This window comes from Streptomyces sp. NPDC046805 (assembly GCF_040645355.1).
In the GTDB taxonomy this organism is placed as follows: domain Bacteria; phylum Actinomycetota; class Actinomycetes; order Streptomycetales; family Streptomycetaceae; genus Streptomyces.
Genome location: NZ_JBEYYC010000026.1, coordinates 14,361 through 30,212 on the forward strand (window position 1 = coordinate 14,361; position 15,852 = coordinate 30,212).

At 68.5% G+C, this 15,852-nt stretch carries 15 protein-coding genes; 7 read left to right on the forward strand and 8 right to left on the reverse strand.

Annotation, left to right across the window (positions count from 1 at the left end):
- The first annotated feature begins 6 nt into the window (after window positions 1-6).
- The 3 genes from ABZ910_RS25570 to ABZ910_RS25580 all read left to right on the forward strand — a co-directional run bounded on the left by ABZ910_RS25570 (window position 7) and on the right by ABZ910_RS25580 (window position 3,191).
- On the forward strand, window positions 7-741 hold the full coding sequence (locus tag ABZ910_RS25570) for an SDR family oxidoreductase (protein WP_361369188.1): 735 nt from the start codon (window positions 7-9) through the stop codon (window positions 739-741).
- Between the two features lie 153 nt (window positions 742-894).
- A complete protein-coding gene (locus ABZ910_RS25575; protein WP_361369190.1) occupies window positions 895-1,773 on the forward strand; it encodes an ABC transporter substrate-binding protein in 879 nt (292 codons plus the stop codon).
- 224 nt (window positions 1,774-1,997) lie between these two features.
- On the forward strand, window positions 1,998-3,191 hold the full coding sequence (locus tag ABZ910_RS25580) for a calcium-binding protein (RefSeq protein WP_361369192.1): 1,194 nt from the start codon (window positions 1,998-2,000) through the stop codon (window positions 3,189-3,191).
- Window positions 3,192-3,374: 183 nt separating this feature from the next.
- Here ABZ910_RS25580 and ABZ910_RS25585 read toward each other — a convergent pair whose 3' ends face one another.
- Window positions 3,375-4,358, reverse strand: a complete 984-nt coding sequence (locus ABZ910_RS25585; protein ID WP_361369194.1) for a helix-turn-helix domain-containing protein — start codon at window positions 4,356-4,358, stop codon at window positions 3,375-3,377.
- Window positions 4,359-4,428: 70 nt separating this feature from the next.
- On the opposite strand from ABZ910_RS25585, the gene ABZ910_RS25590 reads away from it, so the two are divergent.
- The gene (locus tag ABZ910_RS25590; protein WP_361369196.1) at window positions 4,429-5,925 is read left to right on the forward strand and encodes an MFS transporter; all 1,497 of its coding nucleotides are present in this window, start codon (window positions 4,429-4,431) and stop codon (window positions 5,923-5,925) included.
- On the opposite strand, the gene ABZ910_RS25595 is transcribed toward ABZ910_RS25590, so the two are convergent.
- Window positions 5,821-6,675: a DMT family transporter gene (locus ABZ910_RS25595; RefSeq protein ID WP_361369198.1), complete on the reverse strand. Its 855-nt coding sequence runs from the start codon at window positions 6,673-6,675 to the stop codon at window positions 5,821-5,823. The genes ABZ910_RS25590 and ABZ910_RS25595 overlap by 105 nt on opposite strands.
- A 128-nt stretch (window positions 6,676-6,803) precedes the next feature.
- Between ABZ910_RS25595 and ABZ910_RS25600 the strand changes: the two genes are divergently transcribed.
- A complete protein-coding gene (locus ABZ910_RS25600) occupies window positions 6,804-7,631 on the forward strand; it encodes a MurR/RpiR family transcriptional regulator (protein ID WP_361369200.1) in 828 nt (275 codons plus the stop codon).
- Between the two features lie 119 nt (window positions 7,632-7,750).
- Here the strand turns inward: ABZ910_RS25600 and ABZ910_RS25605 are convergent, their stop codons facing one another.
- The 4 genes from ABZ910_RS25605 to ABZ910_RS25620 form a co-directional block, all read right to left on the reverse strand.
- Window positions 7,751-8,299: a hypothetical protein gene (locus ABZ910_RS25605; protein WP_361369202.1), complete on the reverse strand. Its 549-nt coding sequence runs from the start codon at window positions 8,297-8,299 to the stop codon at window positions 7,751-7,753.
- A gap of 283 nt (window positions 8,300-8,582) precedes the next feature.
- Window positions 8,583-10,079, reverse strand: a complete 1,497-nt coding sequence (locus tag ABZ910_RS25610; protein ID WP_361369203.1) for an amidase — start codon at window positions 10,077-10,079, stop codon at window positions 8,583-8,585.
- Window positions 10,080-10,115: 36 nt separating this feature from the next.
- Window positions 10,116-10,880 carry a 5-oxoprolinase subunit PxpA gene (locus ABZ910_RS25615; RefSeq protein WP_361369205.1) on the reverse strand — a complete coding sequence of 255 codons (765 nt, stop codon included), beginning with the start codon at window positions 10,878-10,880 and terminating at the stop codon, window positions 10,116-10,118.
- Window positions 10,877-11,104 (reverse strand): hypothetical protein, encoded by a 228-nt coding sequence (locus ABZ910_RS25620; RefSeq protein ID WP_361369207.1) that lies wholly within the window; start codon window positions 11,102-11,104, stop codon window positions 10,877-10,879. Before ABZ910_RS25620 ends, ABZ910_RS25615 begins: the two co-directional genes overlap by 4 nt.
- A 283-nt stretch (window positions 11,105-11,387) precedes the next feature.
- Between ABZ910_RS25620 and ABZ910_RS25625 the strand changes: the two genes are divergently transcribed.
- A complete protein-coding gene (locus ABZ910_RS25625; protein WP_361369209.1) occupies window positions 11,388-12,197 on the forward strand; it encodes a FadR/GntR family transcriptional regulator in 810 nt (269 codons plus the stop codon).
- A 260-nt stretch (window positions 12,198-12,457) separates the two neighbouring features.
- Here the strand turns inward: ABZ910_RS25625 and ABZ910_RS25630 are convergent, their stop codons facing one another.
- Window positions 12,458-13,033, reverse strand: a complete 576-nt coding sequence (locus ABZ910_RS25630; protein WP_361369210.1) for a CGNR zinc finger domain-containing protein — start codon at window positions 13,031-13,033, stop codon at window positions 12,458-12,460.
- Window positions 13,034-13,136: 103 nt separating this feature from the next.
- On the opposite strand from ABZ910_RS25630, the gene ABZ910_RS25635 reads away from it, so the two are divergent.
- Window positions 13,137-14,309, forward strand: a complete 1,173-nt coding sequence (locus tag ABZ910_RS25635; RefSeq protein WP_361369212.1) for an epoxide hydrolase family protein — start codon at window positions 13,137-13,139, stop codon at window positions 14,307-14,309.
- A 294-nt stretch (window positions 14,310-14,603) separates the two neighbouring features.
- Here the strand turns inward: ABZ910_RS25635 and ABZ910_RS25640 are convergent, their stop codons facing one another.
- Window positions 14,604-15,818: an MFS transporter gene (locus tag ABZ910_RS25640; protein WP_361369214.1), complete on the reverse strand. Its 1,215-nt coding sequence runs from the start codon at window positions 15,816-15,818 to the stop codon at window positions 14,604-14,606.
- Between the last annotated feature and the right edge of the window lie 34 nt (window positions 15,819-15,852).

Genomic DNA, 15,852 nt, shown 5'->3' on the forward strand with positions numbered 1-15,852 from the left:
GGCAGAGTGGCACTGGTGACCGGAGCCAGCAGCGGAATCGGTGCGGCCACCGCGCGACTTCTGGCCGCGCGAGGGATGCGCGTGGTGGTCAACTACCTCCGCAGCAGCAAGGCGGCCGAGGAGGTCGTGGCCGACATCGAGGCCGCAGGCGGCCAGGCCATCGCCGTGCAAGCCGACGTGCGCGAGGTCGCGGCGATCGAAGGCATGGTCAAGCAGGTCGAGGCGGCATGGGGCGGCGTCGACGTACTGGTGCACAACGCGCTCATCCCGTATGCGATCAAGTCGTTCCAGGACATGACGTGGGAAGAACTGGGCGGCAAGCTCGACGCCGAGATGCACGCGGCGTTCGCGGTCACCAAGGCCGTCCTGCCCCACATGATCGAACAGAGCTGGGGACGCATCATCTATCTCAGTACCGGCCTCAGCCGCCGGCCCCGAGAAGGCATGATCGCACTGGGCACGGCCAAGGCCGCACTGGAAGGGCTGGCCCGCTACGTCGCCCAGGAACTGGGCCCGCAGGGCATCACGGTCAATGTCGTCGCGCCCGGCCCGGTGGAAGACACCCGCCTGGCGAATGTGTTCGATGACGCGCACAAGCAGCGGCAGATCGCCGCCACCCCCCTGGGGCGCCTGGCGCAGCCGGCCGACGTCGCCCAAGCGGTCGCCTTCTACGCCGGCGAGGACAACTCCTTCATGACCGGCACCACGGCTGCGGTCAACGGCGGGATGTCCATGTACTGACGCCCAACTTCCCTCCGCCCACCGGGCCGTGCCGTCTGGGTCCGGCCGACCGCCGGGCCCATCCGGCACACCGTCGCGGCACCACGGGCCGCGGCGTCATGCGCCCGCGTCATGCGCGGGCGCATGACGGTGACACGATCAAGGAAGGCGTTCATGCACACGATCGATCTCGCCTACGTCGGGCAGGGGCTGCACGAGGAACTGACCGCCTACATCGCCGACCAGCAGGACTTCTACGCCGACGAGGGCGTCCACGTCGCGCTGCGCGACGGCTGCACCTGGGACGAGGAGCGGCTGCGCCGCTGCGCCACCATCGGGCTGGGCCGAGCCCTGCTGTCACGGCTCACCGACCACACCCCCTGGGTCGCGCTCAATGCCAACACGCACCGTCCGCTGTTCTGGTTCCTCGCCCGCCCCGGCCTGACCTCCCTGGCCGACTTGGCCGGCCAGCGGCTGGCGGTACATGCCCCCCACACCGCACCGGGATGTTTTGCCAGGATCGCGCTGCGCCAGGCCGGCCTCGACCCGGACCGCGACCTCCAGACCATCGTCCGCCCGCCCGGCGACTACGGCCTGGACGTGCGCAGGCTGCGCGACGGCAGCATCGACGCCGCCTACGTCGGCAGCACCATGGCACCGGAGGCGGTAGCCGCGGAGCACGGCTGGCAGGTGCTGGCCTGGGTCGGCGACCACTTCCAGATCCCCACCGTAGGCGTGGCCGTCGACCCCACCCACATCTCCCCGGACGACCCCGCGGTCCAGGCCGTCGTACGAGCCCACCGACGTGCCCTGCAGGTGATCCGCTACGACCCCGACACCACGGTGCGGCACGTCCAGACGTTCCTCGGCGGACAGACCGCGGAGGAAGCCCGAGCCCACTACGAGAAGTTCATCGCGCCGTACTTCACCACCGACGGCCAAGCCGACCTCGCCGTCGGCGACAACGCGATCACCGCGGTCGCCGCCGAACTCGGCGTCCCCGCCACCGTCACCGCAGCCGAGTTCTACCGCACCGCCATCACCGCACCCTAGGAGAGCGGCGACACCAAACTTGGCCCCTTCATGCACCGGAATCGGGTAAATCGCCTACTTCCAGGGGCGCTTCGGGGACCCTCTCAAGTGGGACGTGCCCTAACGGGCCCGCAGGTTCTCGGTCGTGAGCTCTTTGGCCCTAGGGGGCGCCTCCTGTGCCGTTCGGGTGTTTTCGGCGCCTCTGTGCCGTTTTCCTCACTCATCTGTAAAAGGTGGTTCCGGTAATGTCCGGCAACCAGATGGGCAGGTGGCGGGTGATTTCGGCACTTCGTAACGACAAGTCGCACGAGTCCGGGAGTCGTGCCAGGCGGCGCACCGTACTGGCCGCGGGCGCGGCCCTCTTCGCCGCGATGGCCATGGCGTTCCCGGCATCCGCCCAGGCGAGCGCGCAGCCGCTGTGCTTCGGCCGGCCGGCGACCGACCCGGGCAGCACGACTGGGACTCCGGCGAACGACGTGATCATCGGCACGCCGGGGCCGGACACGATCGACGGCCTCGGCGGCAACGACCTGATCTGCGGCCTCGGCGGGGACGACCACCTCATCGGCGGCCCGGGAATCGACCAGATCGACGGCGGCGACGGCAACGACGAGATCGTGGGCGACAGTTTCGCCCTCAGCGGGGACGTGACCAGCGCCACGGGAGCCGACCGGTTGCTCGGTGGCGACGGCCTCGACTTCGTGGTGGGCGACAACTTCGCCGTCGACGGCGTCGCCGACCACGCATCCCCGGACACCCTCCTGGGCGGCCCCGGCGAGGACGAACTGATCGGCGACGACCGAGGCGACCACGCGATGGGCGGCGCGAGCGACCGGCTCGAGGGAGGGGACGGCAGCGACAGCCTCATCGGAGACTCGGTCGGCTTCTACACGGCGTCGGGTGCCGGGAACGACGTACTCCTGGAAGGCCCCGGCGAGTTCGGGGACGCCACCGGTGACAGCCTTTCCATCCTCGGCGACGCGAGCGGCGCCGGCGGCAACGACACCATCGACATGGGTGCGGACGGCGGTTTCGGCGCCGTCGGCGACCACGGCGCCGCCGGCCACGCCACCGGCTCCGGCAACGACCGGATCACCGGCGGGGCCGCGGGCGAGACCTGGATCATCGGCGACAGCAGCGTCGGCGACGCCACCGGAGTCACGGCGGGCAACGACGTGATCGCCGGACGCGGCGGCGACGACACCGTGTTGGGGGACAACGCCGACTTCAACCCCGAGACCGGTCTTGTCGAATCGGTCAACACCGCGGGTGGCAACGACCGCATCGAGGGCGGAGGCGGGAACGACGCACTCTACGGCGGCCCCGGCAACGACGTCCTCGACGGCGGCCCCGGCAACGACGTCCTCGACGGCGGCCCCGGTACGAACACCTGCGACGGCGACGGCGGCGAGAACACCATCGTCAACTGCGAGGCCTGAGGAGCTGTCGGCCGACACGGCGACAACACTCCTGTGATCGCCGCACCTTTGCGTGCACAGGGCTGTTCGAAGGGGCCCGGCCAGGCTTCCGGCCGGGCCCCTTCCTCTTGCCCGCCAGGCCCTTGGCAGGCATCAGGCCCCTGCGCACACCGAAGTTCCGAAGCGGTGCACCGCGCGTGTGCCCTACTGCCCCCCTCGGAAGGTGTTTCGGTACGCGCGCGGTGACACGCCCAGCATGTCGCGGAAGTGCTGGCGCATCGCGGTCCCTGTCCCGAAGCCGGCCTTCGCCGCGATGCGGTCCACCGGCTCATCCGTGCGCTCGAGCAGTCGGCGGGCGTACTGCAGACGCTGCTGGCCGAGCCACTGCATCGGCGGCATCCCGGTCTCCTGACGGAACTTGCGGGACAGTGTGCGCACACTCGTCGATGCCTGTTGGGCCAGGTCTTCGAGCGTGAACGCCTCGCCCAGGTGCTCCAGTGCCCACGCGCGGGCGGCAGCGGTGGACGTGTTTTCGGGCTCTGGCACGGGAAGCTCGATGTACTGGGCCTGGCCGCCCTCGCGGTGCGGGGGGACCACCGTGTCACGGGCGACGGTGTTGGCGATGTCGGCACCGTGGTCACTGCGGATCATATGCAGGCACAGGTCGATCCCGGCAGCGACCCCGGCCGACGTCAGCACCTGACGGTCGTCGGTATACAGCACATCGGGGTCCACGTCGATCTCCGGATACAACTCAGCGAGCTCCGGACACGACTTCCAGTGCGTCGTCGCGCGCCGTCCTTCGAGCCATCCGGCTGCCGCCAGCACGAACGAGCCGGTGCAGATGGAAGCCAGTCGGGCCGTAGTCGGCACTTCCTCCAGAGCGGCGCGCATCTGCGGAGTCAGAAGGCCACGCCGCTGAGGGCGGTAGTCCTCGACCGCGGCAGGCACGATCACCGTGTCCGCGTCCCGCAACGCCTGCGGCCCCAACGGCACATTGACGGAGAAATCGGCGTCCGTAGGGACCTCACCCGGTTCCACGGCGCAGGTGACGACCGAGTACAGCGGCCGGCCGGCAGAATCCGCCGCGGTCCCGAACAGGCGATGCACGATCCCCAGCTCCATCGGCAGAAGACCAGGACGCACCAGAACCACGACCCGGTGCACAGCCTCATCACTCCCTGCCATGGCCAAATTCTTTCACTACGTGTCCAGGCGGTCAGTGGTTCGAGGTGCGCGCCCACCGAACGATGAAGACATGCATGACACGACCAGCCAACTCGGCAAGGATTCCGGGCACCGCGCCTGGTGGGTGGCCGCGATCGCCGGAGTGGCGATCGTCGTCGCCGGCGCCTTCTCCACCATGCCGGGCATTCTGCAAGAACCCCTGCACCATGAGTTCCACTGGTCCCGCGGCTCCATCAGCCTGGCCGCCTCGGTCAACATGATTCTTTACGGGCTCACGGCCCCCTACGCCGCCGCACTGATGGACCGGTTCGGTATCCGCCGCGTCGTCCTTGCCGCTCTGGGCGCTGTCGCGGTCGGAGCAGCGCTCACCACGACGATGAGCGCGGCATGGCAGTTCACACTCTTCTGGGGATTTCTCGTCGGCCTGGGTACCGGCTCTCTGTCGATGACACTCGGAACCACCGTCACCAACCGCTGGTTCACCACGCGCCGCGGCCTGGTGACCGGCATCCTCTCCTCCGGCAGCGTCCTGGGTCAGATGGTCTTCCTGCCCGCCCTGTCATGGACCATCGACCACTACGACTGGCGCCCCGCCCTCGTCAGCCTCACACTCGCCGCCCTGGCCGTCGCCCCCCTGGTCTGCCTCGTGCTCCGTGACCACCCCGCCGACGCAGGGCAACGCCCTTACGGCAGCGACACGTTCGTCCCGCGTCCCGCGCCGGCGACCGGAGCAGCCCGCCGCACCGTGACCGTACTGCGCAGCGCCACCCGAACCGCCCCCTTCTGGCTGCTCGCCGGCGCCTTCGCCGTGTGCGGAGCGTCCACGAACGGCATCATGTGGACCCATTTCGCCCCAGCGGCCCACGACCACGGTATGGCGGTCACCACTGCCTCGACGCTGCTGGCGCTCATCGGCATCTTCAACGTGGTCGGCACGATCGTCTCCGGGTGGCTCACCGACCGTATGGACGCCCGTCGGCTCCTTGCCGTCTACTTCTTCTCGCGCGGTCTGCTGCTGATCAGCCTGCCGCTGATCATGACAGACACCGTCAGCCCTCCCATGCTGGCCTTCGTGGTCGTGTTCGGTCTGCTCGACCTGGCGACCGTGCCGCCGGTCATCGACCTGTGCCGGACCTTCTACGGCAACGACAGCGCCATCGTCTTCGGCTGGACCAACGCGGCACACCAGATCGGAGCAGCATCGGCCTCGTTCCTCGGCGGGGTCGCCCGCGACACATTCGGCAGCTATGACCCCGTCTGGCTCGTCCTCGGCGCAGCATGCGCCGTCGCCGCACTGCTGTCCCTGGTGATTGGCCCCCGCCCCACCACATCAAGCGCTGCACCGCAAAAGACCGAGGTCACTCGCACGGCCAAGCGCCACCTCGGACAACCCCGGCCCAAGCCCGGGATCGACGTGGAGCGGCTTCTCAGCGCACGGCCAGGCGCTTGCCGGCTCGGACGTTCAGGTGTGCGTGAGTTGGAGCACGGCGATGCCGGCCACCACGGTGGCGCTCGCGGCCAGCCGTCGGCCGCCCAGTCGCTCACGGAAGAGCACGGTACCGAGTAGCGCGGCGATGACGATGCTGGTCTCACGGAGTGCGGCGATGGACGCCAGGTCGCCGTGATCCTGCGCCCATACCACCAGTCCGTATGCGGTCAGTGAGAGCACCCCACCGGTCAGGCCGCGCATTGGGGCGTCGCGCAGCCGGGACGGCAGTCCGCGCCCGCCCAGCGCGAAGGCACCGGTGCAGAAGAGCATGCCCTGTAGCAGGAAACTCCAGGCTATGTAGCCGAAGACGCTGTCTGAGCGCCGTACGCCCGTACCGTCGACGATGGTGTATGAGGCGATCATGACGCCTGTACCGAGGGCAGCCATCAGTGCCGGCAACTGGGTGCGGTCCGGCAAGCCGTCCGCCAGAGCGAGGGCAATCAGCCCGGCGGAGATGACCAGGACGCCGGTGAGTTCGGGGGCTGACAGCTTCTGGCCGAGAACGCTCACCGAGACGACGGCGACCAGCATGGGTGCGACGCCGCGCGCCACCGGGTACATCTGGCCGAAGTCGCCGAGCCTGTACGCCTGGAGCAGCAGCGTCTGGTAGACGGCCTGGAGCACGGCCGAGGCCGCGATGAATGACCAGGCAGCAGAGTCGGGGAACGGGGCGAAACAGACCCAGATCGCACTGACGCCGACGAAGGCGAGGTTGATCAGGGTGAAGCCGGCGAGCTTGTTCGGCATCGCGTGCGCCAGTGCGTTCCACACGGCGTGCAGTACCGCTGCGGCCAGCACCACTACGGGCACGGCAGTGCCTGCTTGCATGAACCCATCCATGAGCGTCGACCGTTCCAGAAGCCAGAGAGGTAGGGAATTGCATTCCGCGGTATGCTAACTCTATGGAACATTATTCCTCGATCGGGGGTACTTCAGCAGACGCACGGGCCGTTGACGTGCGGAATCTCGCTGCCCATGTACGCGCCCGGCTGCCGCAACTGCGCGACGCGGAGGCCAGGGTCGCTCAGGTCCTGCTCGATCAGGGCCCCGAACTGGTCCGGCTGAGCGTCAGTGACGTCGCCGCGATGGCGCACACGGCTCCCTCCTCCGTGATCCGCGCCTGTCAGCGCCTGGGCTTCCGCGGCTATCAGGAGGTGAAGATCACGGCGGCCCGGGAGGCGCCCCGGACCACCACACCGGAAGGCGCCGATCCGACCTCCCGCGCGTTGGCCGACACGGTGCAAGCGGCCCGCGAGGCCCTGGACGGGCTGTCCACGACCGTCTCTCCCGACCACCTGCGCACCGCCGCCGAGGCGTTGCACGGCGCGAGCCGGATCCTGGTCGTCGGCGCGGGCCTGTCCACCGCCGTGGCCACCGACGCCGCCTACCGCCTCAGGGCCCTTGGCTGCGCCGTCGACGCCCCGACCGACCCACTCACCGCCGAGGTAGCCGCCTCGTCTCTTCCGGCGGACGCCGTCTGCCTGGCCGTCAGCCACACCGGCGCCACCCGCACCACCGTGGACGCCGCCCGACGGGCCCACGCGCGCGGAGCCACGGTCATCTCGCTCACCAGCTATGCCCGTTCACCGCTGACCGAGACCAGTCAGTGCACACTCCTTGCCGGCGGCCAGGACCTCACCCTCGGCCTCGAAGCCGTCGCAGGCCGCCTCGCTCACCTCGTCGTGGTCGACGCACTGGCCCTCACCCTGCTGGCCCTGCGCGGTTCGGACGCCCAACAGGCCCTGGCCCGCTCCGCAGAGGTCACGGCGGCTCACGCATACTGACCTTGCGAATCCGCCACGCTGATGCGCCGGTGCCTCAGCATCCCTGAACAGCGAAGTTATTACCGGGACTTTTGCAGAAGCCCGCCTCGGGCGGCAGGCCCCTGCTCTCCGCGGTGTCACTACACAGGCTCATCCTGGCGAGATCCGGAGGGTACGGCCTGTTCGCGGCGTCGGAGGATGTAGAGGTCCCAGTTGTCGGGGTCGCCGATGTAGACGAACAGTTTCGGGTGCTCGAAAGTCCCGAACACCTCCCAGGTGTCCAGCTGGCAGCCGTCGACGAACACATCCACCTCCTGGGCCCACGGTCCTGCGCCCGGGTCGTACTTCCAGGTCCCGGTGCCGGTGCACTTGTGCACCACGGTGTCGAAGGAGTCGTCGAGGTCGAACGTTTTGACGCGGGTCGCCATGGCCTTGCCGTCCGCCGTGAGGGTGAGCGTGCCGCCCTTTCCGTCGGACCACGTTCCGGCGACCCCTTCCGCGCCCAGTCGCGGAGGCTCGTATGCGAGTCCGGCGTACAGGGCGATCCCGGCGAGCGCGCCTGCGGTGGCGACAGCGAGCGTTCCGTACAGCGCCACCCGTCCGAACATCGCGCCACCGGAGAGCCACGGGCGGTCCGGGAGCAGCAGTCTGCGGGCGACCAGCGCCGTGGCGGTGAGCGCTGCCGTCACCGCGAGCCCAGGGCCACGAACCCCAGGCAGGCAGAGAAGCAGCCTTACCGCTCGACCTTCCCAGCCGATGACGCGCCGTCCGGTGGCTTTGAACAGGTGTGGTCCGATGCCGCGTTGCCGGGTGGGGGAGGGGTCGTATCGCAGTAGTCAGCGGTGCCCGCGGGCGCGTTCTTGCATGGTGAGGTGATGCCAGTCGTCGTAGGCGAGAGAGCGGTGGCCCCCCTGACAGCCGGGCCACCGCTCTCCTCATCGCGAGATACGCACCTCGGTGGTCCGCTGGATGTCAGTCGGCCGTAGGGAGAACGGGGGCGCGCCGGGAGCCGGTTGCCTGTTCGACTCCGTAGGCCAGTCCGAGGAGGTCCGCCTCGTGGTGCGGCAGTGCCATGAGTTCCAGTCCGACGGGCAGGCCGTCGGCGGTGAACCCGGCGGGGACGGTGACCGCGGGCATCCACAACTGCGAGGCGATCACGGTGTTGGTCGGGAACTCCAGACAGGTCCAGCGCGCGGCGAGGACATCGTCATGCGTCGGAGGGGCGATGCGCACGTCCGGGAAGCAGAGCGCGTCGAGATCGTTCTCGGCCATGACCCCGATGACGATGCGCTGGAACCTCTCTCGGGCCTCCAACCGCAGGTGGTAGTCGGGGTCGTCCGTGGGGAGGGCCGGACCCGTCGCTATGCCGGCGAGCAGGTCGAGGTTCGGGTGTGCGTGGCCGTCGGCGTACAACTGGGCGATGGACGTGGCGTCGACGCCGGGTCGGCTCTCCAGGAACGCGTCGATGTCGGCGCGGGAGCGGGAAAAGTACACCGAGGTGTAGGCCACGTAGTGGTCGAGGTCGGGAATGGCTACGTCCACGAGCTGTGCCCCGGTCGCAGCGATCTTGTCGAGCGCGGTGCCGATGACGGTGTTCACCGTGGCGGCCTCAGGGTCGTCGTCGCTGCCGAAGGCCTGGCGCAGCACACCGATCCGGGCCTGCGCCAGCGAGCTCGGGTCCAGTGCGTCCGTGTAGCTGCCTCGGTGCCGCGCGATCGCCGCGGTGGCAGTGTAGGGGTCGGTCGGATCGAATCCGGCGAGGACGTCGAGCAGCAGAGCGGCGTCGGTCACGGTCCTCGTCATGGGGCCGGGAGTGTCCTGCGGCTCCACGAGTGGCGACATGCCGTTGCGGCTGATCAGACCTGGTGTCACGCGCAGGCCGACGAGGTTGCAGAAGGACGCCGGCAGACGGATGGAGCCGCCGGTGTCCTCGCCGATGCCCACCGTCGCGAGGTTCGCGGCGACTGCGGCCCCCGTGCCGCTGCTGGAGCCGCCGGGGTCGCGATCCAGGGCGTAGGGGTTGCGGGTCACGCCGCTGACCGTGGAGGTCGAATGCCAGGAGGTCGCGAAGTCGGGCATGGTCGTCTTGGCCAGAATGATCGCACCCGCGTTCCGGAGCCTGGCGACGATCGTCGCGTCATGCTCGGGCACGTGGTCCTTCGCGGTCTGCGAACCGAACGTGGTGGTCAGTCCCGCGGTCTCGATCTGGTCCTTGAGGACGACGGGAATGCCGTGCAGCGGGCCTGTGAGCTCGCCCGTGGACCGCAGGTGCTCGTCGAGTACGTCGGCATCGGCCAGCGCGCCGGCGTTGACGGCGAGAATCGAATTGAGCTGAGGACCTCCGGCATCGACGGCGGCGATCCGCTCGAGGTACGCCTGCACGAGCGCGCGTGCGGTGAGCGTCCCGGCCCGGTAGGCGGCGTGCACGTCCGCGATCGTGGCCTCGTCGACGGTGAAGCGGTCGGTCATGGTTGCTCCTGATGGTGTGGGACGGCGTGGGATACGTCAGTTGAGGTTGCTGAGCGCTCGCACGGTGATGTCGTGCGCGGCGAAGGCATCGCGCACGGCCCGGGCGGTTTCCACGGCGTTCGGGGCGTCGCTGTGCAGGCACAGCGTGCGGGCGTGGACGGGGATCTGGGAGCGGTCGCTTGCCTCGACGAGGCCTTCGGTCGCCATGCGCACCGCACGGTGTGCCACCTGCTGCGGCGGCCGGGACTGTTTGGCGCGTTCGAGGATGAGCTGTCCGTCAGGTGCGTACGCCATGTCGGGAAAGCCTTCCGGCTCCACCTGGACGCCGTACTCGGCGGAGATCCGGTCGGCGAACCGGCCGTCCAGCAGAAACAGCCGCAGCGAGTTGTCGTAGGCCGCCGTGGCACGAGCGATCGCCTCTGCGATCTGTTCGTCGGCACTGGCCATCACATACAGCGCGCCGTGGGGTTTGACATGGGTCAGCCTGGTTCCCGCCGCGTGGGCGAATCCGGCCACGGCACCGATTTGGTAGAGCGAGATGTCGTACGCCTCCTGCGCCGACAGGTCCATGCGGCGGCGGCCGAAGCCGACCAGATCCGGCAACGCGACGTGCACGCCGATGTCCAGGCCGCGGCTCGCGGCCCGGTCGATGGTGGCGCGGATGGTGGCCGGATCGCCGGCGTGGAATCCGGCTGCGACGTTCACGGTGCTCACCAGGTCCATGAGCTCGGTGTCGGCGGGCATCTGCCATCGGCCGAAGCCCTCGCCGATGTCGCAGTTCAGATCTATCAGGGTGCTCATCGGGGTGATGTCTGCCTGTTCGTGTCAGGGGCCGGGAAGCCCGTGTCAGGTTGCGGCGTGCGACGCCGACCGAGGCGTGTCCAGGGCACCGGGTTCAGCGGCAGGGCGCCGCCGATGGCGAGCAATCCCTTGACGCTGTCCTGGTAGCAGGGCTCGATGTTCAGCAGGTGGAACCCGCTCTCCGATGTGGCGAGGCTGACCAGCCCGACTGCGGTGCGCCGCATCGCCCGCGTGCTGCCGAAGCGCAGACGCCGCCGCCATGCGCGACGGGGCCGGGCGGGCGGACACCGCCGAACGGGCGAGAACGGGCAGTGGAGTTGAGGTGATGGGCCGTTTTGCGGCAGGCGGCGATCTGAGCATGGCGCGCTCCCGGGCAGAGGTGGTGAGGTAGCCTCAGAGAGGATCACAGGGTCCGACATCCAATGTCTAACATTGGACAGTAGCGTTGTTTGGGCGACAGGCAAGAGTGCCTGCGGTAACAAACAGATTTCTTCGGAGGAGCGAGTCATGAGGGAGGCGAACGCGGCCGCGTTCAAGCCGGAGGCTCTGACCCGGCGCGACGCCTCGGGACAGATCGCAAAGCAACTGCGCGAAGCGATCGTCCGGGGTCAGTGGAAGCCCGGAGACCGGCTGCCGACGGAGCAGGAGCTCGCCGGCGTCTTCGACGTGGCCCGCGGGACCGCGCGTGAAGCTCTGAAGCACCTCTCGGCGACCGGGATGATCAGCTCCACCCGAGGCAGTGGCGGCGGAACCTATGTGGTGGTTCCGGCAGCCGAGGACGTCGCCTCACGCCTCAGTGAGGCCATCATGCTGTGGTTCCGGGCGGGCGATGTGTCCGTGGGAGAAGTGGACGAAGCCCGCATGACCCTGGAAATGCAATGCGTGGCTCTCGCTGCCGAGCGGCGAACCGATACAGACCTCGAAGCGATGGCTGCCCCCCTCGCCCGCGCTCAGGATCCCGCAATCGACACAGCCGAGTGGCTGGCCACTGACCTCGAGTTCCACACCGCCATCACGCGCGCAGCCGGCAACCGCATCCTCGAGCTGGCGATGACCTCCGTGCACCTCGTACGGCCGCTGACCAACACGGTCTTCGTCGAACTCCTCGATCGCGATCTGATCCAGGCCCAGCACAGGGCCATCTTCGAGGCCATCCGCGACCAGGACCCCGCCCGTGCCCGTGCCCGGCTGCTCGACCATGTGACCCACCTTGCCGAGGTCCGAGCTCAGGCGCTGGCCGACCGCGGCGTGAACGAAGTGCCGATTTCCAGCTTGCTCTCTCAGAACGGGGCGAACGCAGGGCTGGAAGAGTCGTGAAGATGTCGGGTCCCAACCCTCTCGCCTGCCGCGCGAGTTGCTGAGGTCCGGGTCAGTGCCCAGCGCGGGCTCCACCGCCTTCCCGTAGCGCGAAGCGGCTGAGAAGAGCCGATGAACGTCGCCGATCAGTAAACGTAGACGTACTGATTGAGGACGTTGATCGAAGGCGACGGATGGCTCTCAGCGGTGCCGTTGGGGTTGACCCAACACGACAGACGTGTCGCAGGCGTGGGGCCCACTTGGATGTACCGAGGCGACGATCACTCCGCGGATCTGGGGTTTTTGCGCTGGTTGGCATTGAAGCGCGCTTTCTTCTGACGATTCCCACACGTGTTCATCTCGCACCATTTGCGAGTGCGGCTTCGGCTGGTGTCGAAGAAGGCGGCTTGGCAGGTTGGTGAGGCACACAAGGCCAATTTCCCGTCTCGTTCGCCCGCGATGATGCTGATCGCGTCGGCGGCGATCACGCTGAGGGCATCTTCCACGCAGGAAGCCGAGCTGAGCCGCCATCGCCGCTCACCCTCGGGCGTCAGGATCGCCACCGCCCGACCTTGAGCGCTGCAGTCATTGATGACTTGGACAGCAGACGCGGGGGGAGCGTCCTGGATCGCGGCCGCTGTCGCGGCGGCGTGAATCGACTCCCTCAGCTCCCGAGCGAGGTCGAGCTGGGCAGCGGTGCAGGAGTCCACGGCGAGGCCGTTCACTGTCAGCCAGTCGATGAGTCGCTGCGGCGTGGGAATGCGCTCCACAGCGTCGCCATGACGCTCAGACAGAGTCCCCGTGAAGCTGGTCGCCAGCACGTTACCGAGGCGGAAGTCAGGGAACCGAGCACGCATGGAACCACCTTAGCTGGTTGCAGCGTGACTCGGAGAACTGCTAGAACCGCCATAGCCGGTTCGCGATGGATCGTGGCCGGTTCCGCGATGGCCAGGAGGTCTCATGCCCCGTCCAACCAGCGACGTGCAAGCATTTGAAGCCCGCGCAACTGACGCCGACCTCGACGATCTGCGCGCGCGACTGGCCGCGGCGCGGCTACCGGAGGCTGAGACGGTCTATCGCGCCGCGCCTGACCCTCGCCGATGGGAACAGGGCGTTCCTCTCGCCGACCTCGTCGATGTCGTGAACTACTGGCGCACCGGGTACAACTGGCGGTCGTTCGAAGAGCGCCTTGACCGGATCGGCCAGTTCCGCACGACCATTGATGATTTGGGAATCCACTTCCTGCACCGCCGATCCGTGCGCGCAGATGCCACTCCTCTGATCTTGACGCACGGCTGGCCAGGCAGCATTGCTGAATTCATCGATGTAGTAGACGAGCTGGCAGATCCGAAAGATGCGGACGCGCCGGCGTTCCACGTCGTGGTCCCGTCGCTGCCAGGCTTTGGTTACAGCGACAAGCCGGCCACCACCGGGTGGGGAACCGAAAAGATCGCGGCCGCATGGGTGGAACTGATGGGAAGGCTCGGCTACAGCAAGTTCGCGGCCCAGGGCGGCGACTGGGGAGGCAATATCACCACGGTTCTCGGTGGCAGGTTTCCGGCGCACGTTCTCGGTATCCACACGACGTTCGCGGAGGGACCGCCCGGGTTGACAACGGACGGGCTGACGGCGGTCGAGCGCACGTGGACCGAGGAAACCCGCGATTTCTGGCGCCATCGCGCGGCGTACGCGAAGCAGCAGGCGACCCGACCGCAGACCATCGGCTACTCGCTCGTCGACTCGCCGGTCGGGCTTCTTGCCTGGATCCTTGACAAGTTCGCGGAGTGGTCAGACACCGAGGACAGCCCGTTCGAGACGATTTCCAGAGACCGCGTTCTTGACAACGTCACCCTGTATTGGCTGACGCGGACCGGTGCGTCGGCGGCCCGCATTTACTACGAAAGCCACAACTCGCTGGACCCCGAACTTCGGGTCGACGTCCCGTCGGCAATCAGTATGTATCCCCGTGACATCGAGAAGTGTCCGCGCCCCTGGGCGCAGGAGCGGTACCGACAAATCGTCCGATGGAGGTCGCCCGAAATCGGGGGACATTTCCCGTCGCTGGAGGTTCCCGAGTATTTCGTCAAAGATCTGCAAGAGGGCCTCGCGGCAGTGCTGGCCGCTCATCGGTGAACGCGGCTCGGCGACCCGGCACTCGATCACTGCCTGATCCGACTCGAGGCGTTGCCCGACGGCTTCCAGACCGAGCTCATCGAGACGGCAGAACGTGGTCAGACACGCGGCGAAGATAGCGTGGAGCAGGTCGAGGTCTTTCGGATGGGCAGTGCAGGAGCTTCCATCCTGGAAGACCTCGACGCCTAGAGGTTGTCCCGTATGGGGTTGGGGTTATCCCGTGAGGGCCATGTTGTGGAGGCGTGCAACGCCGAGCATGGCCTGAGAAGGCTCAGCCACTGGACGGCAGGCAGATCATCGCGCGTCCGAGGCGCCGATGAAGCTGGGATCGCTGCGCACCGACCGCGTTCGGATGGGTGAGCGCCGGGACAGCAGCCATCCCATCAGCGCGGCCGCGAGGCCGGCCAGGCCGGCCGCCGCGAAGCCGCCTGCCGGTCCGGACGTGTCGATCGCCCCGCCGACGATCGGGACGCCGAGGGCGAAGCCCGCGCCCAGCGCCGAGGACTGCAAGCCTGTCGCCTCACCGCGCACGCTCGCGGGTGCGAGCCGGCTCACGGCGTCGGACAACGCGGAAAGAGTCGGTGCGGCAAGCAGTCCCGCGCCGCAGCCTGCCACACACAACCAGCGCCAGTCGTGGGCCAGTCCGGCGGGAATGGTTACCAGCCCGAGCAGGCCGAGCAGCAGCCAGGTGGGCAGCGGTCGCGGGATCGCGCCGTACAGAAGCCCGCCGGCGATGGAGGCCGCGCCGTACACGGCCACCACGACGGCGGCCCAGGAGACCTGGCCGGCTTCCTTGAGAGTAGCCACGATGGCCAGGTCGGTACCGTTGAGCACGATCGTGACGCCGAACGCCATCACCAGCACCGCGATCATTCTCGGGCCCAGCCACTCCCGGCGACGGGGGCGGTCGGCTGGGGCGGCCGGCGCCTCGTCCTCGGCCCGCAGCGGGGGGTTGAGCAGGGCGATCCCCGCTCCGCCCGCCACGATCGCAGCGCCGACGCCCCAGGCCACCACGCCGGAGGGCAGTTGTGCCGCGCAGAGGATCACGATCGGCGGGCCCACCATGTAGGACAGCTCACCCTGTACCGCTTCCAGCGCGAAGGCGGCCCGGCGCTGTCCCGCCTTCGTCATCGCGGCGATCGCCTGCCTGGTCACCATCGGGGCCGGCACCATCAGCAGACCTGCTACGAAGGCGGCGGCCAGCAGGGTCGTGTACGGCAGTACCGCGACGCTCAGCCAACATGCGACCTGAACCACGATGGTGATCAGCAGCACGGCACGCGCGCCCCGCCGGTCGATCATGCGGCCCAGCAGCGGACCGCCCAGCGCCAGACCGGTGGTCATGGCCGCCGCGGCTCCTCCCGCTGCCGCGTAGCTCATGTCCAGGCCCAGAACGACGTACATCGTCAGCGCCATCCCGGAGGCCGTGATCGCGGTGCGGGCGAGCAGCGAGACGCCCAGCAGCGCTGCCATCCCGGGCACGGCGAGCACCTGTCGGTATCGAGTCACCCGCGTGACGCTAGCTCCAATCATCTGGCAATAG

Excerpts from the sequence above, each read along its gene's own strand:
- ABZ910_RS25575 (WP_361369190.1), top strand. The coding sequence starts at position 895 with ATGCACACGATCGATCTCGCCTACGTCGGGCAGGGGCTGCACGAGGAA.
- ABZ910_RS25580 (WP_361369192.1), top strand. The coding sequence starts at position 1,998 with ATGTCCGGCAACCAGATGGGCAGGTGGCGGGTGATTTCGGCACTTCGT.
- ABZ910_RS25585 (WP_361369194.1), bottom strand. The coding sequence starts at position 4,358 with ATGGCAGGGAGTGATGAGGCTGTGCACCGGGTCGTGGTTCTGGTGCGT.
- ABZ910_RS25590 (WP_361369196.1), top strand. The coding sequence starts at position 4,429 with ATGCATGACACGACCAGCCAACTCGGCAAGGATTCCGGGCACCGCGCC.
- ABZ910_RS25595 (WP_361369198.1), bottom strand. The coding sequence starts at position 6,675 with ATGCAAGCAGGCACTGCCGTGCCCGTAGTGGTGCTGGCCGCAGCGGTA.
- ABZ910_RS25610 (WP_361369203.1), bottom strand. The coding sequence starts at position 10,079 with ATGACCGACCGCTTCACCGTCGACGAGGCCACGATCGCGGACGTGCAC.
- ABZ910_RS25615 (WP_361369205.1), bottom strand. The coding sequence starts at position 10,880 with ATGAGCACCCTGATAGATCTGAACTGCGACATCGGCGAGGGCTTCGGC.
- ABZ910_RS25620 (WP_361369207.1), bottom strand. The coding sequence starts at position 11,104 with ATGCGGCGCACCGCAGTCGGGCTGGTCAGCCTCGCCACATCGGAGAGC.
- ABZ910_RS25625 (WP_361369209.1), top strand. The coding sequence starts at position 11,388 with ATGAGGGAGGCGAACGCGGCCGCGTTCAAGCCGGAGGCTCTGACCCGG.
- ABZ910_RS25630 (WP_361369210.1), bottom strand. The coding sequence starts at position 13,033 with ATGCGTGCTCGGTTCCCTGACTTCCGCCTCGGTAACGTGCTGGCGACC.
- ABZ910_RS25635 (WP_361369212.1), top strand. The coding sequence starts at position 13,137 with ATGCCCCGTCCAACCAGCGACGTGCAAGCATTTGAAGCCCGCGCAACT.